Genomic DNA, 21,808 nt, shown 5'->3' with positions numbered 1-21,808 from the left:
CGATCGGCCAGCGCTACACTAAGCCACTTTTCGCTGGAGTCCGATGTCCCATGAGTGCTGCCGTTCTGCTCGATCCCGCACGCCTCGATCGCCCGGACACCATGGTTCAGCGCCAGCCCTTCCCGTTCATGATGGCCCACGGCCAGCTTCCGGACGAGGTGCGCGACGAACTGGAACGCGATTTCCCCCGCTATACCAGCGCCGGCTTCTTCCCGTACGACCCGGACGACTGCGGACCGAGCATCAATGCACTGATCGAGAACATGACCTCGCCGGCGTTTGCACACGCCATCGGGCAACGGCTGGGCATCGACGACCTCGGCCAATACCCGACGCTGGTGACGCTGTGCCGCCTGCTGAACAAGCGGCATGGCACCATCCATACCGACAGCCGGTCCAAGGTGGCCACCGCGCTGATCTACCTGAACACGCGATGGCCGGACACCAGCGACGGTTGCCTGCGGTTCCTGCACCGGATCGACGACATCGACAGCATCGCGGCGCCGGAGCTGATCCCGCTGTACGGCGAGTTCGCCGTGTTCAAGCGCTGCGAGAACTCCTTCCACGGCCACCTGCCCTACGAGGGCGAGCGGCGGGTGATCCAGGTGGCGTGGCTCACCAGCGAGGAGGAAAAGCTGCGCAAGACGAAGCGCGGCAAATTCTCGCGCGCGTTCAAGAAACTGTTCGGCAAGCTGGACACCCGGTTCGGCGCCGGCCGCGACCGCAACGCCTCGCACCCCGACTGAAGCCTTGTGCGCGCCAGCAGCATGGCCGGCGCGCACAAGGCTTCAGTGAGCGAAGTGCCACGCCACGAATGCGGCAAACACGCCGTACAGCAGCCCGACCGGCAGCAGCCAGCGCGCATCGACGCGGCCGCGATGGAACAGCCACCACAGATAGCCGATGGCGATCGCGGTCAGCATACCGGCCGCGATCAGCGGCGCATCGAACAGCCATGGCGTAGCGAAGATCGCCAACGCGCTGGGGATCGTGGCCTGGATCATCATCGCGCCCGAGATGTTGGCCAAGGCCAGGCGCTCCTTGCCCTGGCGCACCCAGATCAGCGCGTTGAGCGTTTCCGGCAATTCCGTCGCCACCGGACTCAGCAACAACGCGACCAGGTGCGGCGGCAGCGAGAACGCCACGCCGATCGCCTCCAACTGGCTGACGAACACCCGCGAGGCGGCCGCGATCACCACCAGCGCCCCCACCGTCTGCGCCACTACCCAGCGCAGGGCCGGGTCGGCATCGCCCAGGCGGAACTTCAGCGGATCCAGCGTTTCATCGTCCGGCGCACTGTCGTCGCTGCGCACCTCGCGCCACACGTACAGCGTGTAGGCCAGCAGGAACAGTACGCCCAGCAGCGGCTTGATCGCGAACGCCACCAGGCCCAGGCCGACCTTGACCGCAAAGATCGCCAGGAACCAGGCCTGGTCGTGGGCCAGCCGCTGGTGGTCGACCCGCACCAGCCGGTCGGTACGTTTCAGGCGGCCACGGTTGCACCACAGTGCCACGCCCACCACTGCGTAGGCGATCGTGGCCAGCACCAGCGGCCCGCCCATCGCGGCGCCCACGCCGATGTCGCGCGCCTCCGGTGTCTTGCCGAAGATCACCGCGACGAAGGTCACTGCGCTTTCGGGCAAGGCGGTGCCGAAGGCCGCCAGCACGGTGCCGGTGGCGGTCGCGCCGAGCCTCAGCTTGTGGCCGAACCATTCGACGCCGTTGACGAAGTATTCGCAGGCGAGATAGATCGCGCCGGCCGAACCAAGGAACAGGCAGAAAGTGAGCAGCATGGATTGCACGGGGCCGGGCGAACGGATGAACCGATGGCGCAACGACACCGCTCGCCCGGCCGGGTGAACATGTCGCTGGCCAAAGGTCTCGCCGGGCAAGGCGCCACCTGGTGGTGGCGGCTGCTGTCCGCACCATGGCGCCGGAAACATGGCGGCCAAGTCTGTTGATGCGGACGCCTCTGGGGACGAGGCTGGCTACTCCCCAATGACAGGTCGCCGATGGTAGTGGCCGCCGCCGGGCGTGACAAGGCCGGCGAGCCAGCGGCGCGTTTCAGCGCGGCCCGGCGATCACGTCCTCGAGCTGCCAGTGCCCGGCGCTGCGGCCGGCCAGCCAGTGCGCCGCCTGCAGGGCGCCGCGTGCAAAGATCGAGCGGTCGGTGGCGCGGTGGGCCAGTTCCAGCCGCTCGCCCTGCCCGATCAGCATGGCGGTGTGTTCGCCGACGATGTCGCCGCCGCGCACCACCGCGAAACCGATGTTGCCCCCGATCCGCTCGCCGGTCCGGCCCTCGCGGCAGTACACCGCGGCGGTCTCCAGCGTGGTCTGGCGCGCCTCGGCGGCAGCGCGACCGAGTGCCAGCGCGGTGCCTGAGGGTGCGTCCTGCTTGCGGCCGTGGTGCGCCTCGACGATCTCCAGGTCCCACGCCGGCAAGGCCGCCGACGCCTCGCGCAGCAAGCGCGTCAGCACCGCCACGCCGAGGCTGAAATTGGCGGCACGCAGGATCGCGATGTGCTTGCCGGCGTCGGCGAGCCTCGCCTCCAGCGACGCATCGATGCCGGTGGTGCCGCTGACCAGGGCGATGCCGTGCGCCAGGCAGCGGTCGAGCGCCAGCGCCAAGCCGGCCGGGCCGCTGAAGTCGATGATCACGTCAACTTGAGGCGCCTGGCTCCAGTCGTGCGCATAACGCAGCGAATCCGCGACGCCGGCAAACACGGGCCGGCCGTCGTGGACCGAACCCGGCGCCACCACCGCGTGCACCAGCCCGAAGCGTGCGTCGTCGTCGAGCAACGCCAACAGCGCATGGCCCATGCGGCCGGAAGCGCCGCTGATGGCAAGGCGTAGGGGGCGGATCATCGGCGCGCTCCAGTCAAAAACGTCGGTCGGCACATGCTAGCGCGTGTGCCCGCGGTCTCACGTGGTGACTTTCGACCAGAACTTCTTCACGCCGTCGACCCAGCCCTTGGCACGCGGCGTGTGCTTGCCGGCGTCGTTGCCGTCGAAGGTGGCCTCCAGCGACGCGAGCAGCTCGCGCTGTAGCCTGGTCAGGCGTACCGGTGTCTCCACCACCACGCGGCAGATCAGGTCGCCGTGGCGACTGCTGCGCACCGATTTCACGCCGCGGCCGCGCAGGCGGAACTGGGTGCCGGTCTGCGTTTCGGGCGGAATGCTGATCGGCACCTCGCCTTCCAGCGTCGGCACCGGCAATTCGGCGCCGAGCGCAGCCTGCGAGAAACGGATCGGCAGCTCGCAATACAGGTCGTTGCCGTCGCGCTGGAAGATCGCGTGCTCGCGTACGCGCACTTCCACGTACAGGTCGCCGGCCGGCGTGCCGGCTGGGCCGGCCTCGCCCTGCCCGGTCAGGCGGATGCGGTCGCCGTTGTCGACGCCCTCGGGGATCTGCACCGACAGCGTGCGGGTTTCCTCGAGACGGCCTTCGCCATGGCATTTCCTGCACGGCTTCTCGATCGCCTGGCCACTGCCGCCGCAGTGCGGGCAGGCCTGCTGGATCGAGAAGATGCCGTTCTGCATGCGCACCTGGCCGTGGCCGTTGCAGGTCTTGCACTTGCTGACCTTGCCGTCCTCCGAGCCGCTGCCGTTGCAATGATGGCAGTTGACCTGGGCCGGCACCTCGATCTGCCGGCTGACGCCGAACACGGCCTCCTCCAGGTCCAGCTCCATCACATAGCGCAGGTCGGCGCCGCGCCGCGGACGCCCGCGCCCGCCGCCGCCCCTGCCGAAAATATCGCCGAAGATGTCGCCGAAGATGTCGCCGACATCGCCGAAGCCGGCGCCGCCACGACCACCCATGCCGTGCTCGAAGGCGGCATGGCCGTGCTGGTCGTACATCGCGCGCCTCGAAGCGTCGGACAGCACCTCGTAGGCCTCCTTGGCCTCCTTGAATTTCTCCTGCGCGGTGGGATCGTCCGGGCAGCGGTCCGGATGGTATTTCATCGCCAGCCGACGGAAGGATTTCTTCAGTTCGACCTCGCTGACGCTGCGTTCGACACCCAGCACCTCGTAGTAGTCACGCTTGCTCATTCATGCATCCACACTGCTTGCCACACCTTGTCCCGATCAGCAAAACAGCCCGCGCCGGGAGGATGCCTGGCGCGGGCTGGTCAGTCGGCCATACCGAAGACGGTGCCGATTATTGCTTGTTGTCCTTCACTTCGGTGAACTCGGCGTCGACCACGTCGTCCGGCTGGGCCGAACCGCCCGGTGCGGACTGCGCGCCGGCATCGGCCGGGCCGCCCTGCGCGGCCGCGTACAGCGCCTGCGCCACCTGCTCCAGCTTGCCGACCTTGGCCTCGATCGCCGCCTTGTCCTCGCCGTCCTTGACCTTCTCCAGGTCGGACAGCGCGCCCTCGATGCTGCTGAGCTGATCGGCCGGCACCTTGCCGCCGTGCTCCTTCAGCGCGCTGCGGGTGGCGTGCACCAGCTGGTCGGCCTTGTTGCGGGTGGCGACCAGTTCGTGGAACTTCTTGTCCTCTTCCTTGTTCGCCTCGGCGTCGGCGACCATCCGCGCGATCTCTTCCTCGGACAGGCCCGAACCGGCCTTGATCTCGATCTTCTGTTCCTTGCCGGTCTTCTTGTCCTTGGCCGACACGTGCAGGATGCCGTTCGCGTCGATGTCGAAGGTGACCTCGATCTGCGGCATGCCGCGCGGCGCCGGCTCGATGCCCTGCAGGTCGAACTTGCCCAGCGACTTGTTCGCGCTGGCGCGCTCGCGCTCGCCCTGCAGCACGTGCACGGTCACCGCGGTCTGGTTGTCGTCGGCGGTGGAGAAGGTCTGCGAGGCCTTGGTCGGCACCGTGGTGTTCTTCTCGATCAGCTTGGTCATCACGCCGCCCATCGTCTCGATGCCCAGCGACAGCGGGGTGACGTCGAGCAGCAGCACGTCCTTGACCGAACCGCCCAGCACGCCGCCCTGGATCGCCGCGCCCACGGCGACGGCCTCGTCGGGGTTGACGTCCTTGCGCGGCTCCTTGCCGAAGAAGTCCTTTACCGCCTCCTGCACCTTCGGCATGCGGGTCTGGCCGCCGACCAGGATCACGTCGTTGATGTCGGCCACGCGCAGGCCGGCGTCGTTGAGCGCGGTGCGGCACGGCTCGATGGTGCGCTTGATCAGGTCCTCCACCAGCGCCTCGAGCTTGGCCCGGGTCAGCTTGATGTTGAGGTGCTTCGGGCCGGACGCGTCGGCCGTCACGTACGGCAGGTTCACGTCGGTCTGGTGGTTCGAGGACAGCTCGATCTTGGCGCGCTCGGCGGCGTCCTTCAGGCGCTGCAGCGCGAGCGGATCCTTGCGCAGGTCGATGCCCTGCTCCTTCTGGAACTCCTCGACCAGGTAGTCGATGACGCGCATGTCGAAGTCCTCGCCGCCGAGGAAGGTGTCGCCGTTGGTGGCCAGCACCTCGAACTGCTTCTCGCCGTCGACTTCCGCGATCTCGATGATCGACACGTCGAAGGTGCCGCCGCCGAGGTCGTACACCACGATCTTGCGGTCGCCGCCCTTCTTGTCCAGGCCGTAGGCCAGCGCGGCCGCGGTCGGCTCGTTGATGATGCGCTTCACCTCGAGGCCGGCGATGCGGCCGGCGTCCTTGGTGGCCTGGCGCTGGCTGTCGTTGAAATAGGCCGGCACCGTGATCACCGCTTCGGTGATCGTCTCGCCGAGATAATCCTCGGCGGTCTTCTTCATCTTCATCAGCACCTTGGCGGAGATCTCCTGCGGCGCCATCTTCTTGCCGTCGGAGGTCTGCACCCAGGCGTCGCCGTTGTCGTGGGCGATCACGCCGTAGGGCACGATGTGCAGGTCTTTCTGCACCTCGGAGTCGGTGAACTTGCGGCCGATCAGGCGCTTCACCGCGTAGAAGGTGTTCTTCGGGTTGGTCACGCTCTGGCGCTTGGCGGAGGCACCCACCAGCACCTCGCCGTCCTTGGTGAAGGCGACGATGGAGGGCGTGGTGCGGTCGCCTTCCGAGTTCTCGATGACCTTGGTGGTGCTGCCGTCCATGATCGCCACGCAGGAATTGGTGGTGCCCAGGTCGATGCCGATGATCTTGCCCATGTGTGCTCTCCGAATTTTTCTTGCGGCCCCCGCGGCCGCGATGGTTTCCAGATGGGGGTCTGCCCGGACGATTCAATGCCGGCAATGCCCCTTGTGCGATTTCCTGCGCGGCAACCGGCGCGCTGTTCGGTGTTCAGTCCTTGGCCACCGCGACCAGCGCGGGGCGCAGCAGGCGGTCGTTCAATACGTAGCCCTTCTGCAGCACGTTGACCACGGTGCCCGGCGCCTGGCCCGGCGCCTCGACCATGCTCACGGCATGATGGCGCTCCGGATCCAGCGGCTGGCCCAGCGGATCGACCTGGGACATGCCATGGCTCTCGGCTACCTTGAGCAACGCTTTCAGGGTGAGGCCGAGGCCCTCGCGGATCGAGGCCACGTCGCCGCCCTCGATGGCCAGTCCGCTTTCCAGCCCGTCGTACACCGGCAGCAGTTCGCCCAGCAGCTTCTCGTTGGCGAAGCGACGGGCCTGCTCCAGGTCCCGATGCAGGCGGCGGCGCTGGTTCTCCAGCTCGGCCTTTTCGCGCAGCACGGTCTCGCGCAACTCGGCATTGCTCGCCTCCAGCTCGGCCACGCGCGCCTGCAGGTTCTCCATCTCGATGGTCGACTCGGCGGGCTGGCCCCGGACCGGCGCCTCGCCCGGCGACTGCGGATCGTTGTTCTGCATGCATCACTCCAAAAGGAAAGTTCATGGCCGGCAGCGAGTCCGACCGTCCAGATTTGCCAAAAAACCGCCTCCCGCTGCGGTTATAGGGTCGTGGCGGCGCGATTCAAGGCGTCGCTGAGCAATCCGGCGGTGGCCTGCACCACCGGGATCACCCGCTCGTAGGCCATCCGTGTCGGGCCGATCACGCCGACCGCGCCGAGCACGCGTCCCTGCACGCCGTAGCTGGCGGTGACCACGCTGCAGCCGTCGAGCGCGGTGAAGCCGGATTCCTCGCCGATGAACAGCCGCACGCCCGGCGCCCGGGCGCAGACTTCCATCAGCTGCAGCAGCTCGTTCTTCTGCTGGAACGCCTCGAACAGTTCGCGCAGGCGCTGCAGGTCGGCCAGCTCGGAGTAGCCCATCAGGTTGGTCTGCCCGCTGACCAGCACGTCCGGGCCGCTCGGGCCACTGGCCGGCGGCGCGAACGAGGCCGTGGCCAGCTCCACCGTGCTGGCCAGCAGCCGGTTCAGCTCGCTGCCGGTCTTGCGCACCTCGGCCAGCAGGCCGGCGCGGATGTCGTCCACGCGCAGGCCGGCAAAGTGGCTGTTCAGATAGTTCGCCGCCTGCTCCAGCTCGCGGCCGTCCAGCGGCCGGGCCAGCTGCACGATGCGGTTCTGCACCTGGTTGTCGCTGAACACAAGGATCACCAGCACTCGCGCATCCGGCAGCGCCACGAAGTCGATGTGCCGCAGCGGGAAATCGGCCTGGCGCGGCACCGTGACCACGCCGGCGAAATGGGTCATCGCCGACAGCAGGGTCGACACGTTGCCGAGCAGATCGCGCGTGGTGGTCGGCCCCGGCGGCAGCTCGCGCTGCAGGCGGGCCATCTCCGCACGCGGCAGCGGCTGCAGCTCGATCAGGCTGTCGACGAACAGGCGCAGGCCGCGCGGCGTGGGCACCCGTCCCGCCGAAGTGTGCGGCGAGGCGACCAGGCCGGCGTCCTCGAGGTCGGCCATGATGTTGCGGATCGTGGCCGGGCTGACGTCCAGGCCGGACGAACGCGACAGCGTACGCGAGCCGACCGGCTCGCCATCGACCAGGTACTGGGCGATCAGCGTGCGCAACAGGCGGCGGGCGCGGGCGTCGAGGTCGTGGCCATGCGGATTGATCATGCGTCTGTAGCGATCCTTGAGACCCGACAGAAATAAGGTCTGCGCGCGCGGCTTGCAAGTGGAACGTGCCCTGCGTGCACGGCCACGGGCTCCCGCTACAATCCGGTCATCCCACCATCCGCCTGCCCATGCTCACTTCGCTCTACGTCCGCCATTTTGCCGTTGTCGAAGCCGCCGAGGTCGCGTTCGGCCCCGGCCTGACCGTGGTCAGCGGCGAAACCGGCGCCGGCAAGTCGCTGCTGGTCGACGCGCTGATGCTGCTGGCTGGCGCCCGCGCCGACAGCGGCATGGTGCGTGCCGGCAGCGACCGCGCCGAGCTGGCCGCCGAATTCGACCTGGCCGAACTGCCGGAAGCGCGCCAGTGGCTGCGGCGCGAGGAACTGGACGAGGACGGCGGCTGCCAGCTGCGCCGGGTGATCCGTGCCGAAGGCAGTTCCAAGGCCTGGATCAACGGTCGCCCCGCCAACGCCCGCCAGCTGGGCGAACTGGCCGCCCTGCTGGTCGAGATCCACGGCCAGCACGAGCACCAGGCGCTGCTGTCGCGCCCGCACCAGCTGGCCCTGCTGGATGCCTACGCCGGCCACGACGATTTGCTGGCGCGGGTGCGCGACAGCGCCGCGCAGTGGCGCGAGCTCGGCGCGCGCATGCGCAAGCTCAGCGGCGGCGACGATCGCGACCGGCGCATCGAGATGCTGCGCCACGAGCTCGGCGAGCTGGAGCAATGGGCGCTGCCGCCGGCCGAACTGGACGAACTGGAGGCCAGCCACAAGCGCCTCGCCAACGCCGGCCGGCTGGCCGAGGGCACGGCCGGCGTGGTCGAGCGGCTCGACGGCGACAGCGAATTCGCGCTGCGCCGTGCACTCGGCCGCGCCCACGCCGAACTGGGCAAGCTCGCGGCGATCGACGGCAAGCTGGCCCCGCTGCTGGAGTTGCTCGACAACGCCGGCATCGAACTCGGCGAAGCCGCCGACGGCCTGGTGCGCTATGCGCAGGATGTCGATCTCGACCCGGAGCGCTATGCGGAAGTGGACCAGCACCTGGCGCGCCTGCACGAACTCTCGCGCCGGCACCGGCTGCCTCTGGCTGAACTGCACGACCGGCTCGACGCCCTGCGCCTCGAACTGGGCGAACTCGAAGGTGCCGGCGATGCGCTGGAAAAGCTCGCTGCGCAGCGCCAGCGCCTGCAGCACGATTACACGGCCGCGGCGACGCAGCTGAGCGAGGCCCGCGCCGACGCCGCTGCCCGGCTCGGCGAAGAGGTGAGCGCGCTGATGGCCGAGCTGGGCATGGCCGGCGGCGTGCTGCGCATCGAACTGGAGGCGGCCGGCGGCGACGAGCCGGACCCGCAGGGCCGCGAACGCTGCGAGCTGCTGGTCAGCGCCAACCCGGGCCAACCGCCGCGGCCGCTGCGCAAGGTGGCCTCCGGCGGCGAACTGGCGCGCATCAGCCTGGCGATCGAGGTGGCCACCCTGGGCAAGGACACCGTCGGCTGCATGATCTTCGACGAGGTCGACACCGGCATCGGCGGCGCGGTCGCCGAAGTGGTCGGCCAGAAGCTGCGGGCGCTGGGCGCCAGGCGCCAGGTGCTGTGTGTCACCCACCTGCCGCAGGTGGCGGCGCAGGGCCACGCGCATCTCAAGGTCAGCAAGCACAGCGACGGCGATTCCACCCGCACGCGGATCGAACGGCTCGATGCCGGCGGTCGCCGCGACGAGCTGGCCCGCATGCTGGGCGGCGTGGAGATCACCCGCGAGACGCGGGCGCACGCGAAACAGATGCTGGATCGGGCGCAGACCGCCTGAGTGCGGCGAACCGCCCGGCCCGATCAGCCCGCCGACGCCAGCATCCCGCGCTCGCTCGCCATCCGGTACAGGTCCAGTTCCGAACCTGCGGCCAGCTTGCCCATCAGGCTGGCGCGGTGGATGTACACGGTTTTCTGGCCGATGCCCAGCTCCGCCGCCACCTGCTTCGGCGTGCGGCCGCCGGCCAGCAGCAGGAACACCTCGCGCTCGCGCGCCGTCAGCCGGTTGATCGGATCCAGCGCCGCATTCGGCCGCTCGGCGCGGCGCTGGCGCAGGTCGGAGCTGAGGAAACACTCGCCCTGCATCACCGCGCGCAGGCCGGCCACCAGTTCTTCCGGCGCCACGCCCTTGGTCACGTAGCCGCTGGCGCCGCGGCGCAGCGCCTCGGACACGTACGGCTCGCCGTCGTGCATGCTCAACACCACCACGTGCGTCTGCGCATGCACGCTGAGCAGGTGCTCGATCAGCGGCAACCCGCTGCCGTCGGGCAGGGACAGATCCAGCGCCACGAGATCGGGGCGCCAGTGGTTGACCGCTTCCACCGCGTCATCGGCGCTGCGGCACTCGGCCACCACGTCGAGGTCCGCCTCCATCTCGATCAGCCGCTTGAAGCCCTCGCGGACGATGGCATGGTCGTCGACCAGAACAATGCTGTACATCCCGCTACTTTACACAGGGATTCCGTTCCGCGCCCGACATCCCCGCCGACACGGAAAGCGGACACCCCGGCGGATCGCGCATGTACCATCCGCGCATGCGCCTGAACCCCCTCCGCCTGCCCGATTCCGGTCCCCTGCTCGCCGTCGGCTACCTGCTGCTGTGGCTGCTGCTGTGGCCGACCGTGCAGCCTTACTGGATGTTGCCCTACGGCCTGCGCTTCGGCGCCCTGCTGCTCACCCCGGTGCGCTGCTGGGGCTGGCTGCTTGGTGCGGAACTGACCGCAACCGCCGGCATCAGCCTGGCCCATGGGCTGCCCCAGGGCTGGGCCGGCTTCGCCCTCGGCGAGCTGCCCGAGCCGCTGGTGATGGCCGCCGCGCTATGGCCGTTGCGGCGGCTCGACCTGCACGCCAGCCTGCACACTCCGCAGGACGTGACCCGGCTGCTGCTTTCGGCGGTGCTGGTGGTGACGGCGACCACCGTCGTCGACGCCGCCCTGCTGGCCCTGGTCAGCACGCCGGGTTCGCCGGACCTGATGGTACGTGTACTCGGCGAGGAACTGCTCAGCCATTACCTGGGCATCCTGCTGGTCGTCCCGCTGATGATCATGTTGCTGCGCACCCGGGTGGAACAACGGGCCCTGGCCGGCCTGCTCGTGGACGGCGTGCTGGTGATGCTGCCGTCGATGGTGATCCTGCTGGTGCTGTCCGAACGGGCCGCGCCACAACCGCAATTTGCCCGGGTGCTGTCGCTCGCGCCGGTGCTGTTCTTCGCGTTCCGTCACGGCTGGCGCGGCGCCAGCCTGGCCATGCTCATCACCAGCCTCGGCATGACCCTGGCCGACCAGCACCTGGGCCACGCGCCATCGACGGCCGCGGCCTACCTGTTCCTGGCCGTGGCGGGAACCGGTGCGCTGATGCTCGGCTCCGCCACCGACGCCCTGCGCCGAAGCAGTGAACGGGTCGCCGAGCAGAACGTCTACCTTGGCGCGGTCAACCGCCGGCTCGACCAACTCGCCCATCAGCTGCGCGATGCCGCCCGCGGCAACCTGCAGGCGGATGAGAACCAGCGCCGGCACCTGGCGGCGGAGCTGCATGACGAACTGGGGCAGAACATCACCGCGATCCAGACCCACGTGAAACTGGCCCAGGCCCGCCTGTACCAGGCCGGCATGGAAGACATCAGCACCTCGATCAATGCCATCCTGGCCCACATGCGGCGCGCCCTGCACCGCCTGCTGGACGACCTGCGCCCCGCCGTACTGGACGAGTTCGGGCTGCTGCGCGCGCTCGACGAAGGCCCGATCCGCGATCTGCTGAGCGCCGCCGGCATGGTCTATCGCACCGAATTGCACGGCGACCCGCGCCTGCTCGACGACGACACCCGCACCGCGATCTACCGACTGGCCCAGGAAAGCGCGACCAATGCCGTCAAGCACGCCAAGGCCAGCGAGTTCCGGCTGCGCCTGCGGATCGGCGAGCGCCAGGGCATTGCGGTGGCCATGCTCGACCTGCGCGATGACGGTACCGGCCTGCCTAGCCGGCTACCCCGCGGGGGGCGCGGCCTGCAGGGGATGCGCGACCGGGTCACCTCGCTCGGCGGCCAGTTCCGCCTGCGCCCCTCGCCTGCCGGTGTGCACTTGCGGATTTTGCTGCGCAGCAACAGCCGACCGGAAGGTCATCGGCAACCCTAGGAATTTTTCCGATACCGGAAAAGTGAAGGGCTCGTTAGGATGGCCTATCGATGTGGGGGAGCCACCATCGCAAGATGGTGGATCAGGGTCTCCGTGGGGACGGGGCCCCTGAAAAACGGCAGGACGCCGTTTCGCCGCTACCTGGCGAGGAACACGGGCATACGCGAGCCATTCGCCTATGCCGACCGACAGGTAGGGGAGCAAGCCGCGGGCGGACAGGAGTCCTCCCCGCGGCTTTTTTATGCCCGTTCCCCGGACTTCCGCGAAGAACCTTATTTCATGCGCGCCACCCGGTGCGCACCGCCATGCCGGACGATGCGCGGCTCAGCTCTTGCGCTGACGGTGCTTCGGCCGGACGTACAGCACCAGGCTGTGATCCTCGATCACATAACCGTGCCGTGCGGCGATCTCGTGCTGCAGGCGCTCGATCTCCTCACTGACGAACTCGATCACTTTCCCGCTGTCCACATCGATCATGTGGTCGTGGTGCTTGCCGCGATCGAGTTCATAGACGGCCTGGCCGCCTTCGAAGTTGTGCTTGACGACGATGCCTGCCGCCTCGAACTGGATCAGCACGCGGTACACCGTCGCCAGGCCGATGTCTTCCTGGTGGGCAAGCAGCTTCTTGTAGACATCCTCGGCGGTGAGGTGATGTCCCTCCTCCTCGTCGAAGATCTGCAGGATGCGCATCCGCGGATGGGTCACCTTGAGACCGACCCGGCGCAGCTCTTTGGTTTCCTGTTCCATAGATCCACTCCCCGCACACGGCGTTTTCAGGCCGGTAGTGTATCATCCGACACCTTCACGATCCGGACGCAACACGCATGCAAAAGCTGATCACCCTGCTGGTTTTCGCCGTGCTGGCGCTCTCCATCACCGGCTGTCACCTCGTCTACACGCCCGATGTGCAGCAAGGCAACCTGCTCGACAAGAAAACGGTGGATCAGCTCAAGCCCGGCATGACCAAGCATCAGGTGCTGGTGCTGATGGGCACCCCCTCGGTCAGCACGCCGTTCGAGCAGAGCCGCTGGGATTACGTCTCCACCCAGTCCCACCGCGGCGGCCCCATCAAAGTGCGCACGTTCACGCTGACCTTCAACAACGACACGCTGGTGCACACCGAAGGCGATTTCTTCGCGCAGGATGCCCAGCAGCTGGTCAAGGACAGCAAGAAGTACAGCGCCGGCTACCCGGCCACCGAGACCAAGGGCGACAAGAGCACGTCCCCGGACGACAAGAAGAACGACGGCGGCTTCGGTCAGGGCAGCCAGGACGGCCACTGATCGGACACCGGATGCGGCGCCGCCGCGACGTTCAGCGGGCGCGGCGGCGGCGCGCTTCCATCGGATCGAGCATGAGCGGGCGGTAGACCTCGATCCGATCGCCCTGCCGCACGATCCGGTCCGGCGGCACCTTGCGCGCGAAGATGCCCAGGCGTGACGGGTCGATCGCCCCGCCCGGAACCACCGCGGCCAAACCCGCGGCGTCGATCGCCTGCATCACCGTGCTGCCTTCTGCCAGTTCGATCTGGCGTACGACCGGGCGCCCGGTCCCGGCGTAGACCACCTCGACGCGGATCGTGCGCTCAGCCATGGATGCGCTCGGCCTCGCGGCAGAAATCGTCCACCATGCGCCCGGCCAGCCCCTGGAAACCCAGCTTCAAGGCACCACCGCCGAGCCGGCCGGCGTAATCGAAATCCAGCGCGAACGCGACCTTGCAGCCGGCATCGCCCAGCGCGATGAAATCCCACACGCCCTCCAGGCTGCGGAACGGGCCGTCGACCAGATCCATCTGCAGGCGCCGCGGCGGGTCGACCGTGTTGCGCGTGGTGAAACTCTGGTGGAACCCGGCAAACTTGAGATCCAGCCGCGCCACCAGCACGTTGTCCCGGCGATCGAGGACCGCGGCACCGACGCACCAGGAGAAGCGCTTTGGGTATGCTTCCACATCATTGACCAGGTCGAACATCTGCGCCGGCGAATGCTTCACCAGTGCACTGCGACGAATTTCGATCACGGCGACCTCGGTGGTTCCAGCATCTGTCCATGAATGCAAGGATCAAAAAGCATCCATCCATGGATGCACTCGGTGGTTTCTGCATTCGTCCATGAATGCGAAGATCGAAAAGCATCCATCCGTGGATGCACGCAGTGGTTCCTGCATTCGTCCCTGAATGCGAAGATCAAGAAGCATCCATCCATGGATGCACTCATAAAATAAGCGCCGTCCCATTGGGGCTGGCAGGCAAAGTGGCCGCCCAGTGCCGCGAAGTTTAGCGGACATGGCCAAGGCAAAGGACAAGGACAACAAGGGCAGCGGCACCATCGCGCTCAACAAGCGCGCGCGTTTCGAGTACCACATCGACCAGCGCTTCGAGGCCGGCATCGCGCTGCAGGGTTGGGAGCTGAAGGCGCTGCGCGCGGGCCGGATCAACTTCGGCGACAGCTACGCAATCGTCCTGAAGAACGAGATCTTCCTGGTCGGCGCCTCGATCCCGCCGCTGATCAGCGCATCCACCCACGTCATCGCCGAGGACCGGCGCACCCGCAAACTGCTGCTGCATCGCAAGGAGATCGACCAGCTGGTCGGCGCGGTCGAGCGCAAGGGCTACACCCTGGTGCCCACCGCGATGTACTGGAAGGGCAACAAGGTGAAGGTCGAGATCGGGCTCGCCCGCGGCAAGCAGGAACACGACAAGCGCGACACCGAGAAGCAGCGCGACTGGCAGATCGAGAAACAGCGCACGATGCGCTCGCACAACCGCGCAACCTGATCCGCTGCGGCCACCAGTCCTGAAAAAAAACCCCCGATCGCTCGGGGGTTCTGTGTTGGTGGAGGTGGCGGGAGTCGAACCCGCGTCCGAAGGCGTTCAACGCCCGGATCTACATGCTTAGCTCATCGTTCGATCTCGTTCCGCGACAAGCACGATGGGCGAGGCGCACCGCGGAACCAGCCTGATTGATTTGACCTAGTACCGCCAGGCGGCAGTCTTCGGCGATCCCGTGATAATGACCCTACACCGACGAGCACGAGCACAAGTGGGTTCGGGGCTAGGCCTTAAGCGGCCAGAGCGTAGTTGTCGTCGTTGGCAACTATGAGTTTGCTGCTGGATTAACGAGGAAAGCTGCCCCCTCGGCATGCACCAGGTCATCTCACTACCCCCGTCGAAGCCAGGACACCCCCGGGGAAAACGATCTGACTGCGCCAGTATATGGGGGCGCGGATCGCAACGGCAATGCCGCATGCTGAAGGCGGCCCTATCGAATGCGCGCTGTGCAAACATTGACCAACATCAAGCCGATGTGTTGTTAGGGCGTAAACGCAACGTCTATACTTGGTGACTTGCGTGCTCCCGTATCCGTCGCACTCGTGGGAATGATCTCGATGACTCGATTGCCATTGCTCGGCCTGACCGTGGCCACAGCCCTCTTCGCCGCCACCAGCGCCCACGCCGAAGGCGACAAGGCCGCCGGACGTGCACTGATCTACACCTGCGCCGGTTGCCACGGCGTGCCCGGTTACACCAACGCCTACCCGCAGTACCCGGTGCCGAAGATCGCCGGCCAGAACGAGCTCTACATCGTCAATGCGCTGCACGGCTACCAGAGTGGCGACCGCAAGCACCCGACCATGGATGCGCAGGCGCAGAGCCTGTCCGACACGGACATCCAGAACATCGCCGCCTATCTCTCCAGCCTCGCCAAGTAAGTTGTCAAGGATTCCCCGCATGAAACGTGTGCTTACCCTGCTTTCATTCGGCGTCGCGCTGGCGCTCGCCTCCACCTCGCTGCTGGCCAACGGCAATATCGAGAACGGCAAGCAGAAGGCCGCCACCTGCTTCGCCTGCCACGGCACCGACGGCAACTCGGTCGATCCGCAGTATCCGCGCCTCGCCGGCCAGTACAACCTCTACCTGCAGCGCGTGCTGCACGAGTACAAGGACGGCCAGCGCGACAACCCGATCATGAAGGGCATGGTGGCCACCTTGTCCGACCAGGACATCGAGGACGTTTCCGCGTACTTCTCCAGCCTGCCGAGCAAGCTCGACACGCTGAAGGGCCACGTCAGCGGCAGCAAATAAGTCCGTCGCAAACCGTACGCTCGCCAAGGCCCGCTCCCGCGGGCCTTGGTTTTTCACGCCGCTAGGCGATCGCCGACTTGCCTTCGGTCTTGCTGTAGTACGGCTTCTTGCCACCGGAATGGTCGGTGGCGTCGCGCACCGCGGTGATCTCGGGCACCCGTTCGCGCAAGGTCTTCTCCACGCCCTGCTTCAGCGTCACGTCGACCATGCCGCAGCCGTGGCAGCCGCCGCCGAACTGCAGCAGCACCGCGCCGTCGGCATCGATCTCCAGCAGGCTGACCCGGCCGCCGTGCGAGGCCAGCTTCGGATTGATTTCCGCTTCCAGCACGTAGCGCACGCGCTCGATCAGCCCGGCTTCGACGCCGGGCACGTCGCCCTTGATTTTCGGCGCACGGATATTCAGCTGGCCGCCGGTGGCATTGGGTTCGAAGTCGATGCTGGCCTGGTCCAGCCAGCTGGCGCTGTCGCCATCGACATGGAAATCGAAGCCGGCGCATTCGATCGTCCATTCCCCGCCGGCAAGATCCTCCTGCTCGCAGAACTCCAGCTCGCAGTTGGCCGCCGGCGTCCCCGGCGAGGTCACCCGCAGGCGAATGCCCAGCCCGTCGATGCCCTGCTGGGAAAGAAGCCGCAGGAAATGCTGCTGCGCGCGCTCGGAAATCTCGATCATGCCTGCTCCACTCTCGCCATTGACGGGTGCCGGCGAACCTCGCCGTTGAATCAGCACCATTTTAGTCCTGTTTTGAAAACGATGCGCGCTTTGACTTTTTCACGCGCAACTTCGACGCTTCGCATCCGACTTTCAGCCCACAGGGAGCTCCCATGAACGCCAACGACCTGGCCAACCGGCATTGCCAGCCGCGCAAGGGCAAGGAACACGCGCTGGATGCCGCACAGGTGGCCGAACTGCTGCTGCAGCTGCCGCCAGGCTGGCAACTGCGCGGTAATGGCGCGGCGATCGCCAAGGATTTCCGCTTCGCCGACTTCCGCCACACGCTAGGCTTCATCAACGCGGTGGGCTTCATGGCCAACCAGGAGGATCACCATCCGGATCTCGAGGCCGGCTACGGCCACTGCCAGGTGCTCTGGTCGACCCACGACGTGGGCGGCCTGTCGCTGAACGACTTCATTTGCGCGGCACGGGTCGAAGCCCTGCTGGCGCGCTGATCAGAAGTCGGTGCGCGACTTCTCCTGCATCCATACTAGCCGTTTGCCTTTCACTGCCAGCACATCGAGGAAATCCTTGAGGTCGTCGGGCAGCGGCGCGGAAAAGCTGTAGGAACGCCCGTCCAGGTCGAAACTCATGTGCGAGGCGTGCAGGAACATCCGGCTCAGGCCCATCTCGCGGTAGCGTTTGTTCATCTCCCGATCGCCGTATTTCGGGTCGCCGGCCAGCGGATGGCCGATATGCGCCGCATGCACGCGGATCTGGTGGGTGCGGCCGGTACCCAGCGTGGCCTGCATCAGGCGGGCGCTGGGGTACTGCTCCATCTCGCGGAAAAACGTCAGCGACGGCTTGCCGTTGTCGGACACCCGTACCATCCGCTCGCCGCCCTGCATCACCGATTTCAGCAACGGCGCGTTGACGTCGAACTTCGCCTTGGAAGGGTGGCCGAGCATCAGGCACAGGTACTGCTTGGTGACTTCGCCGGCGCGGATCGCCGCCTGCAGCCCAGTCAGACCCGCCCGCGTACGGGCGAACACCAGCACGCCGCTGGTGTCGCGGTCCAGCCGGTGCACCAGTTCCAGGTGCTCCTGCGGACGGGCCGCACGCAACAGTTCGATCGCGCCATGGCTGACCCCGCTGCCGCCATGGCTGGCCACGCCGGCCGGCTTATCGATCACCAGGAAATGCTTGTCCTCGAAAATGACCGCGTCGGCCACCTCCGCCACCTGGCCGGTCGGCGGCCCTTCCCGCTCCGGCCGTTCCGCCATCCGCACGGGCGGAATACGCAGGGTATCACCCTCGACGAGACGGGTATCCGGCTTGGCCCGCTTGCCGTTCACGCGCACCTGGCCGGTACGCAAAAGCCGATAAATCATGCTCTTGGGCACGCCCTTGAGCAGGTTCACCAGCGCGTTGTCGATCCGCTGGCCGTCCCGCTCCGGGCCGATCTCGACTTGACGTACACCGTGAGGTGCGTCATGGGAAGTTGCCGTCTGCATTGAAAAAAACCTGATGAAATAGGATACTTGGCGGGCGCCACATTCTGCCCGCCGAAGTCTGGATCGGGTCGAGTGCCCGCCCGTAACGTCGGCGAGGATTGCTCCGGTTGCCTTCGGGCGGCCAGTCGCGACTCCCTTTCATCGTAACGGTTCGGGCTGCTGTTTGTCCGATGCGATCGAGGCATCGGGGCGGCAGGCGTAGCTGACCGAATCATCCCGACGCCGGAAACGGTGCCGTTTTATTGCCGCTTAACCGCAGCGGCGCGATCCCCGGCAGGCCGCCACTGCGGCGCCACCGCGGCACGCGACGCGCGGCCAAGCCGAGGATTACCACCATGAAACGCATGTTGATCAACGCGACTCAGCGTGAAGAGTTGCGCGTGGCCATTGTCGATGGCCAGAACCTGTACGACCTGGACATCGAAATCCCTTCGCGGGAACAGAAAAAGTCCAATATTTACAAGGGTCGAATCACTCGGGTTGAGGCTTCACTCGAAGCCTGCTTCGTCGAGTACGGCGCCGAGCGCCACGGCTTCCTGCCGCTGAAGGAAATCTCCCGCGAGTATTTCACCCCGGGCCTGGACCCGCACAAGGCGAACATCCGCGAACTGATCAAGGAAGGTCAGGAAGTCGTCGTCCAGGTGGAGAAGGAAGAGCGCGGCAACAAGGGCGCCGCCCTGACCACGTTCATCAGCCTGGCCGGCCGCTACATGGTGCTGATGCCGAACAACCCGAAAGCCGGCGGCGTCTCGCGCCGGATCGAGGGCGAGGACCGGCAGGCGCTGAAGGAAGCCCTTGACCACGTCACCGTGCCGGATGACGTCGGCCTGATCGTGCGCACCGCCGGCCTCGGCCGCGACGCCGAAGAACTGCAGTGGGACCTGGACTACCTGCTGCAGCTGTGGAAGTCGATTTCCGAGGCGGCCGGCAAGCAGAAGGCGCCGTTCCTGATCTACCAGGAATCCAAGCTGTTCATCCGCGCGCTGCGCGACTACCTGCGCAGCGACATCGGCGAAATCCTGATCGACGAGGAATCGCTGTACAACGACGCCCGCGACTTCATGCAGCAGGTGATGCCGAACGCCCTGCGCAAGCTCAAGCTGTACAAGGACGACACCCCGCTGTTCACCCGCTACCAGATCGAGACGCAGATCGAGAGCGCGTTCGACCGCCAGGTGAGGCTGCCGTCCGGCGGCTCGATCGTGATCGACCAGACCGAAGCGCTCACCGCGATCGACATCAACTCCTCCAAGGCCACCAAGGGCAGCGACATCGAGGAGACCGCGTTCAACACCAACTGCGAGGCGGCGGTGGAAATCGCCCGGCAGTGCCGCATTCGCGATGCCGGCGGCCTGATCGTGATCGACTTCATCGACATGGACAGCCCCAAGCACCAGCGCGAAGTGGAAGACCGCCTGAAGGAAGCGCTGAAGCAGGATCGCGCCCGCGTGCAGATCGGCCGCATCTCGCGCTTCGGCCTGCTGGAGATGTCGCGCCAGCGTCTGCGCCCCAGCCTGGGCGAAGCCACCCAGATCGTCTGCCCGCGCTGCGAGGGCCACGGCCATATCCGCGGCGTGGAATCGCTGTCGCTGTCGACCCTGCGCCTGGTCGAAGAACACGCGATGAAGGACAACACCGGCCAGGTGCTGGTGCAGGCGCCCACCAGCGTCGCCAACTTCCTGCTCAACGAGAAGCGCGCCAGCGTGGTCGAGATCGAACTGCGCCACAGGGCGCACGTGGTGATCGTCGCCGACGAGAAGCTGGAAACCCCGCACATCGAGATCCAGCGCATCCGCGAAGCGGACATGGGCGAGCACAGCAAACCCAGCTACGAGCGCCTCACTGCGGTGGAACCCGCCGAACTGCCGAAGATGGGCCAGGCCCTGGGCAGTGGCGAACAGCCCGCGGTGAGCGGCATCGTGCCGGCCAGCCCCGCCCCGGTGCGCGAGGAAATCGTCGCTGCCCCGGTTGCCCCTGCGCAGCCCGCCACGCGCCGCCAGCCCGCAGCCATCCCGGCGGCGGCCCACAGTGCGCCCACCGGGGGCATCATTTCGCGCCTGCTGGGCTGGTTCCGCAGCGCCGAAGCGGCGTCGCCGGCCCCGACTCCGGCGGCGAAACGCGCCGATGCCGGCAACGACACTGGCCAACGCAACCGTCGCGACGAGCGCGGCAACCGCAACGCCAGTGGCGCGAACGCCTCATCGTCGCGCCAGCCACGCCGCGATACGGCGCAGCAGCCGGCATCGCCGAAACCGGCAACTGCCCAGCAACAGCCGCGCGGCAACCGCCAGCGCAGCAACGAAGCATCACCACGCCCGTCACAGCAGGCTCCGGCACAAGCCGGCAAGGCGGAGCGCCAGCCCAGGCCCGTCGGCGAAAACAGCCCGGCGCGTACCGAGCGCAAGCCGAATCCGCCACCGCAGCCCAAGGCCGAACGACAGCCACGCGTAGCCGCCAATGACGAACACCCGGCCGCCGCGCCTCTGGATGACGCCGCCAAGGAAACCGAGTTGCTGCTCACGCCGCCGGTTACGTCGACGGCGCCGGAATCCGCCGAGCAGGCGATGGACGCCGACGGCGGCCAGTCGCGCCGTCGGCGCGGCCGTCGCGGCGGCCGCCGCCGTCGCCGTCACGACGAAGGCGCTGCGAGCGATGCGCAGCCCGACAGCGTGCAGGCCCAGGCGCTCGACGACGAGGATCGCGACGAGGAATCCGCCGAGGCGCCGGCAGCAGCCACTCCGGCCGCTCCCGAAAAATCGCCACGTGAACCGGCACCACTGACAGCCTCGGCAAACGGCAGCCACACGGCCGCTCCGATCAGCCAGCCCGCAGCCGACAAGCCCGCCGCCACGATCGACGGCCAGCCGCCGGCAATCGCCACGTCCGCGGCAGCCGTCGCAACGGCATTCAACCTGCCCGTCCTGCCGCCGATCCCCGACCAGGCGCAATCCCCGGCGGCGGACGCCGGGCAGGATACGATCACGATTCACCCTGCTGCCACGTCGGTACCGGCATCTTCCGATGCGTTGCCGACCGGACCGGCAACGGCGACCCGCGCGGGCGAGGCCGTGGCGACGACCACGATCGCATCCACCACGCCGGCAGTCGCCATCGTGACTGAGGCGCCCGCCATCACGCTCGACCGACCGGCTCCCGCGGCGGCGCAGCAACACGCGGTGACGGTCGCGGTGCAGCCAACGTCGACAGAACCCGCAACTGCGGCGACGGCGGAACCGACGGCGACCACTCCAGCGGTGCCGGCGGGCCACCAGGTTGGCCACCCCGCGGGTATCGCGACGACAGCTTACGCCGCAGGTGCGCCCGACCAGCCAGTCGATGCCGGCCCGGTCGTCCCGTTGCCCAGGCAGGGCGACCTGCTGGCCAGGGCGGCAACACCGGCAGCGACGAGTGACGAGGAAGACAAGCGTGCGTCCGTGCCGCCGCAGGACGAATCCGGCGTGCAGAAGAACGATTCGCTCGGCTGATTCGTCGCCGCACTGCCCAGGCGAAAAAAACC

At 67.3% G+C, this 21,808-nt stretch carries 21 protein-coding genes, 1 other RNA gene and 1 riboswitch; of the genes, 9 read left to right on the top strand and 13 right to left on the bottom strand.

Annotation, left to right across the window (positions count from 1 at the left end; genetic code table 11):
* Nucleotides 1-50 precede the first annotated feature (50 nt).
* On the top strand, nucleotides 51-746 hold the full coding sequence (locus tag AC3WRN_RS09740; RefSeq protein ID WP_492622816.1) for a 2OG-Fe(II) oxygenase: 696 nt from the start codon (nucleotides 51-53) through the stop codon (nucleotides 744-746).
* Nucleotides 747-788: 42 nt separating this feature from the next.
* Here AC3WRN_RS09740 and AC3WRN_RS09735 read toward each other — a convergent pair whose 3' ends face one another.
* From AC3WRN_RS09735 to hrcA, 6 genes are all read right to left on the bottom strand, one after another.
* On the bottom strand, nucleotides 789-1,793 hold the full coding sequence (locus AC3WRN_RS09735) for a sodium:calcium antiporter (protein WP_492622815.1): 1,005 nt from the start codon (nucleotides 1,791-1,793) through the stop codon (nucleotides 789-791).
* A 24-nt stretch (nucleotides 1,794-1,817) separates the two neighbouring features.
* A riboswitch (yybP-ykoY riboswitch) is annotated at nucleotides 1,818-2,009 on the bottom strand.
* Nucleotides 2,010-2,064: 55 nt separating this feature from the next.
* Nucleotides 2,065-2,865 carry a 4-hydroxy-tetrahydrodipicolinate reductase gene (gene dapB, locus AC3WRN_RS09730; RefSeq protein ID WP_492622814.1) on the bottom strand — a complete coding sequence of 267 codons (801 nt, stop codon included), beginning with the start codon at nucleotides 2,863-2,865 and terminating at the stop codon, nucleotides 2,065-2,067.
* Between the two features lie 57 nt (nucleotides 2,866-2,922).
* Entirely contained in the window at nucleotides 2,923-4,050 is a 1,128-nt protein-coding gene (gene dnaJ / locus AC3WRN_RS09725; protein ID WP_492622813.1) for a molecular chaperone DnaJ, read from the bottom strand.
* A gap of 109 nt (nucleotides 4,051-4,159) precedes the next feature.
* Nucleotides 4,160-6,076, bottom strand: coding sequence for a molecular chaperone DnaK (dnaK, locus tag AC3WRN_RS09720; protein WP_492622812.1), 1,917 nt, complete (start codon nucleotides 6,074-6,076; stop codon nucleotides 4,160-4,162).
* 133 nt (nucleotides 6,077-6,209) lie between these two features.
* Nucleotides 6,210-6,740: a nucleotide exchange factor GrpE gene (grpE, locus tag AC3WRN_RS09715; RefSeq protein WP_492622811.1), complete on the bottom strand. Its 531-nt coding sequence runs from the start codon at nucleotides 6,738-6,740 to the stop codon at nucleotides 6,210-6,212.
* An 80-nt stretch (nucleotides 6,741-6,820) separates the two neighbouring features.
* On the bottom strand, nucleotides 6,821-7,891 hold the full coding sequence (gene hrcA / locus AC3WRN_RS09710; RefSeq protein WP_492622810.1) for a heat-inducible transcriptional repressor HrcA: 1,071 nt from the start codon (nucleotides 7,889-7,891) through the stop codon (nucleotides 6,821-6,823).
* A 128-nt stretch (nucleotides 7,892-8,019) separates the two neighbouring features.
* Here hrcA and recN point away from each other — a divergent pair, with 128 nt between their 5' ends.
* Nucleotides 8,020-9,693, top strand: a complete 1,674-nt coding sequence (gene recN / locus AC3WRN_RS09705; RefSeq protein ID WP_492622809.1) for a DNA repair protein RecN — start codon at nucleotides 8,020-8,022, stop codon at nucleotides 9,691-9,693.
* A gap of 23 nt (nucleotides 9,694-9,716) precedes the next feature.
* Here recN and AC3WRN_RS09700 read toward each other — a convergent pair whose 3' ends face one another.
* On the bottom strand, nucleotides 9,717-10,352 hold the full coding sequence (locus AC3WRN_RS09700; RefSeq protein ID WP_068090403.1) for a response regulator transcription factor: 636 nt from the start codon (nucleotides 10,350-10,352) through the stop codon (nucleotides 9,717-9,719).
* 95 nt (nucleotides 10,353-10,447) lie between these two features.
* Here AC3WRN_RS09700 and AC3WRN_RS09695 point away from each other — a divergent pair, with 95 nt between their 5' ends.
* Nucleotides 10,448-12,043, top strand: coding sequence for an MASE1 domain-containing sensor histidine kinase (locus tag AC3WRN_RS09695; RefSeq protein ID WP_492622866.1), 1,596 nt, complete (start codon nucleotides 10,448-10,450; stop codon nucleotides 12,041-12,043).
* A 324-nt stretch (nucleotides 12,044-12,367) separates the two neighbouring features.
* Here AC3WRN_RS09695 and fur read toward each other — a convergent pair whose 3' ends face one another.
* On the bottom strand, nucleotides 12,368-12,790 hold the full coding sequence (gene fur, locus AC3WRN_RS09690) for a ferric iron uptake transcriptional regulator (protein WP_068090404.1): 423 nt from the start codon (nucleotides 12,788-12,790) through the stop codon (nucleotides 12,368-12,370).
* A 77-nt stretch (nucleotides 12,791-12,867) separates the two neighbouring features.
* Between fur and AC3WRN_RS09685 the strand changes: the two genes are divergently transcribed.
* A complete protein-coding gene (locus AC3WRN_RS09685; protein WP_068090405.1) occupies nucleotides 12,868-13,326 on the top strand; it encodes an outer membrane protein assembly factor BamE in 459 nt (152 codons plus the stop codon).
* A gap of 31 nt (nucleotides 13,327-13,357) precedes the next feature.
* On the opposite strand, the gene AC3WRN_RS09680 is transcribed toward AC3WRN_RS09685, so the two are convergent.
* Together AC3WRN_RS09680 and AC3WRN_RS09675 are read right to left on the bottom strand one after the other, a co-directional pair.
* Nucleotides 13,358-13,636 (bottom strand): RnfH family protein, encoded by a 279-nt coding sequence (locus AC3WRN_RS09680; protein WP_068090406.1) that lies wholly within the window; start codon nucleotides 13,634-13,636, stop codon nucleotides 13,358-13,360.
* Nucleotides 13,629-14,060: a type II toxin-antitoxin system RatA family toxin gene (locus tag AC3WRN_RS09675; protein ID WP_492622808.1), complete on the bottom strand. Its 432-nt coding sequence runs from the start codon at nucleotides 14,058-14,060 to the stop codon at nucleotides 13,629-13,631. The genes AC3WRN_RS09680 and AC3WRN_RS09675 overlap by 8 nt, the downstream gene beginning before the upstream one ends.
* A 265-nt stretch (nucleotides 14,061-14,325) precedes the next feature.
* On the opposite strand from AC3WRN_RS09675, the gene smpB reads away from it, so the two are divergent.
* A complete protein-coding gene (gene smpB, locus AC3WRN_RS09670) occupies nucleotides 14,326-14,817 on the top strand; it encodes an SsrA-binding protein SmpB (RefSeq protein WP_068090409.1) in 492 nt (163 codons plus the stop codon).
* A 56-nt stretch (nucleotides 14,818-14,873) separates the two neighbouring features.
* On the opposite strand, the gene ssrA is transcribed toward smpB, so the two are convergent.
* Nucleotides 14,874-15,227, bottom strand: a transfer-messenger RNA (tmRNA) gene (gene ssrA, locus AC3WRN_RS09665).
* Nucleotides 15,228-15,428: 201 nt separating this feature from the next.
* Here ssrA and AC3WRN_RS09660 point away from each other — a divergent pair.
* Together AC3WRN_RS09660 and AC3WRN_RS09655 are read left to right on the top strand one after the other, a co-directional pair.
* Nucleotides 15,429-15,752 (top strand): c-type cytochrome, encoded by a 324-nt coding sequence (locus tag AC3WRN_RS09660; RefSeq protein WP_068090462.1) that lies wholly within the window; start codon nucleotides 15,429-15,431, stop codon nucleotides 15,750-15,752.
* Nucleotides 15,753-15,771: 19 nt separating this feature from the next.
* Entirely contained in the window at nucleotides 15,772-16,125 is a 354-nt protein-coding gene (locus AC3WRN_RS09655) for a c-type cytochrome (RefSeq protein WP_068090411.1), read from the top strand.
* Between the two features lie 61 nt (nucleotides 16,126-16,186).
* Here the strand turns inward: AC3WRN_RS09655 and AC3WRN_RS09650 are convergent, their stop codons facing one another.
* Nucleotides 16,187-16,795 carry an NfuA family Fe-S biogenesis protein gene (locus AC3WRN_RS09650; protein ID WP_492622807.1) on the bottom strand — a complete coding sequence of 203 codons (609 nt, stop codon included), beginning with the start codon at nucleotides 16,793-16,795 and terminating at the stop codon, nucleotides 16,187-16,189.
* Nucleotides 16,796-16,947: 152 nt separating this feature from the next.
* Between AC3WRN_RS09650 and AC3WRN_RS09645 the strand changes: the two genes are divergently transcribed.
* Entirely contained in the window at nucleotides 16,948-17,292 is a 345-nt protein-coding gene (locus AC3WRN_RS09645; RefSeq protein ID WP_068090415.1) for a 4a-hydroxytetrahydrobiopterin dehydratase, read from the top strand.
* On the opposite strand, the gene AC3WRN_RS09640 is transcribed toward AC3WRN_RS09645, so the two are convergent.
* Nucleotides 17,293-18,291, bottom strand: a complete 999-nt coding sequence (locus tag AC3WRN_RS09640; protein WP_492622806.1) for an RluA family pseudouridine synthase — start codon at nucleotides 18,289-18,291, stop codon at nucleotides 17,293-17,295.
* 335 nt (nucleotides 18,292-18,626) lie between these two features.
* Here AC3WRN_RS09640 and AC3WRN_RS09635 point away from each other — a divergent pair, with 335 nt between their 5' ends.
* The gene (locus AC3WRN_RS09635) at nucleotides 18,627-21,776 is read left to right on the top strand and encodes an Rne/Rng family ribonuclease (RefSeq protein ID WP_492622805.1); all 3,150 of its coding nucleotides are present in this window, start codon (nucleotides 18,627-18,629) and stop codon (nucleotides 21,774-21,776) included.
* Nucleotides 21,777-21,808 lie beyond the last annotated feature (32 nt).

It is taken from the genome of Rhodanobacter sp. FW101-FHT13A11 (assembly GCF_058790335.1).
Note: the sequence above shows the minus strand (reverse complement) of the source record. Positions and strands in the feature narration are given on the sequence as shown.

What these genes read in the sequence shown, in the direction of transcription:
- dnaK (WP_492622812.1), bottom strand. Translation starts at nt 6,076, where the DNA reads ATGGGCAAGATCATCGGCATCGACCTGGGCACCACCAATTCCTGCGTG.
- AC3WRN_RS09680 (WP_068090406.1), bottom strand. Translation starts at nt 13,636, where the DNA reads ATGGCTGAGCGCACGATCCGCGTCGAGGTGGTCTACGCCGGGACCGGG.
- AC3WRN_RS09650 (WP_492622807.1), bottom strand. Translation starts at nt 16,795, where the DNA reads ATGATCGAGATTTCCGAGCGCGCGCAGCAGCATTTCCTGCGGCTTCTT.
- recN (WP_492622809.1), top strand. Translation starts at nt 8,020, where the DNA reads ATGCTCACTTCGCTCTACGTCCGCCATTTTGCCGTTGTCGAAGCCGCC.
- AC3WRN_RS09640 (WP_492622806.1), bottom strand. Translation starts at nt 18,291, where the DNA reads ATGCAGACGGCAACTTCCCATGACGCACCTCACGGTGTACGTCAAGTC.
- AC3WRN_RS09700 (WP_068090403.1), bottom strand. Translation starts at nt 10,352, where the DNA reads ATGTACAGCATTGTTCTGGTCGACGACCATGCCATCGTCCGCGAGGGC.
- AC3WRN_RS09655 (WP_068090411.1), top strand. Translation starts at nt 15,772, where the DNA reads ATGAAACGTGTGCTTACCCTGCTTTCATTCGGCGTCGCGCTGGCGCTC.
- AC3WRN_RS09735 (WP_492622815.1), bottom strand. Translation starts at nt 1,793, where the DNA reads ATGCTGCTCACTTTCTGCCTGTTCCTTGGTTCGGCCGGCGCGATCTAT.
- AC3WRN_RS09645 (WP_068090415.1), top strand. Translation starts at nt 16,948, where the DNA reads ATGAACGCCAACGACCTGGCCAACCGGCATTGCCAGCCGCGCAAGGGC.
- smpB (WP_068090409.1), top strand. Translation starts at nt 14,326, where the DNA reads ATGGCCAAGGCAAAGGACAAGGACAACAAGGGCAGCGGCACCATCGCG.
- AC3WRN_RS09740 (WP_492622816.1), top strand. Translation starts at nt 51, where the DNA reads ATGAGTGCTGCCGTTCTGCTCGATCCCGCACGCCTCGATCGCCCGGAC.
- AC3WRN_RS09685 (WP_068090405.1), top strand. Translation starts at nt 12,868, where the DNA reads ATGCAAAAGCTGATCACCCTGCTGGTTTTCGCCGTGCTGGCGCTCTCC.
- grpE (WP_492622811.1), bottom strand. Translation starts at nt 6,740, where the DNA reads ATGCAGAACAACGATCCGCAGTCGCCGGGCGAGGCGCCGGTCCGGGGC.
- dnaJ (WP_492622813.1), bottom strand. Translation starts at nt 4,050, where the DNA reads ATGAGCAAGCGTGACTACTACGAGGTGCTGGGTGTCGAACGCAGCGTC.
- AC3WRN_RS09635 (WP_492622805.1), top strand. Translation starts at nt 18,627, where the DNA reads ATGAAACGCATGTTGATCAACGCGACTCAGCGTGAAGAGTTGCGCGTG.
- AC3WRN_RS09695 (WP_492622866.1), top strand. Translation starts at nt 10,448, where the DNA reads ATGCGCCTGAACCCCCTCCGCCTGCCCGATTCCGGTCCCCTGCTCGCC.
- fur (WP_068090404.1), bottom strand. Translation starts at nt 12,790, where the DNA reads ATGGAACAGGAAACCAAAGAGCTGCGCCGGGTCGGTCTCAAGGTGACC.
- AC3WRN_RS09660 (WP_068090462.1), top strand. Translation starts at nt 15,429, where the DNA reads ATGACTCGATTGCCATTGCTCGGCCTGACCGTGGCCACAGCCCTCTTC.
- dapB (WP_492622814.1), bottom strand. Translation starts at nt 2,865, where the DNA reads ATGATCCGCCCCCTACGCCTTGCCATCAGCGGCGCTTCCGGCCGCATG.
- hrcA (WP_492622810.1), bottom strand. Translation starts at nt 7,891, where the DNA reads ATGATCAATCCGCATGGCCACGACCTCGACGCCCGCGCCCGCCGCCTG.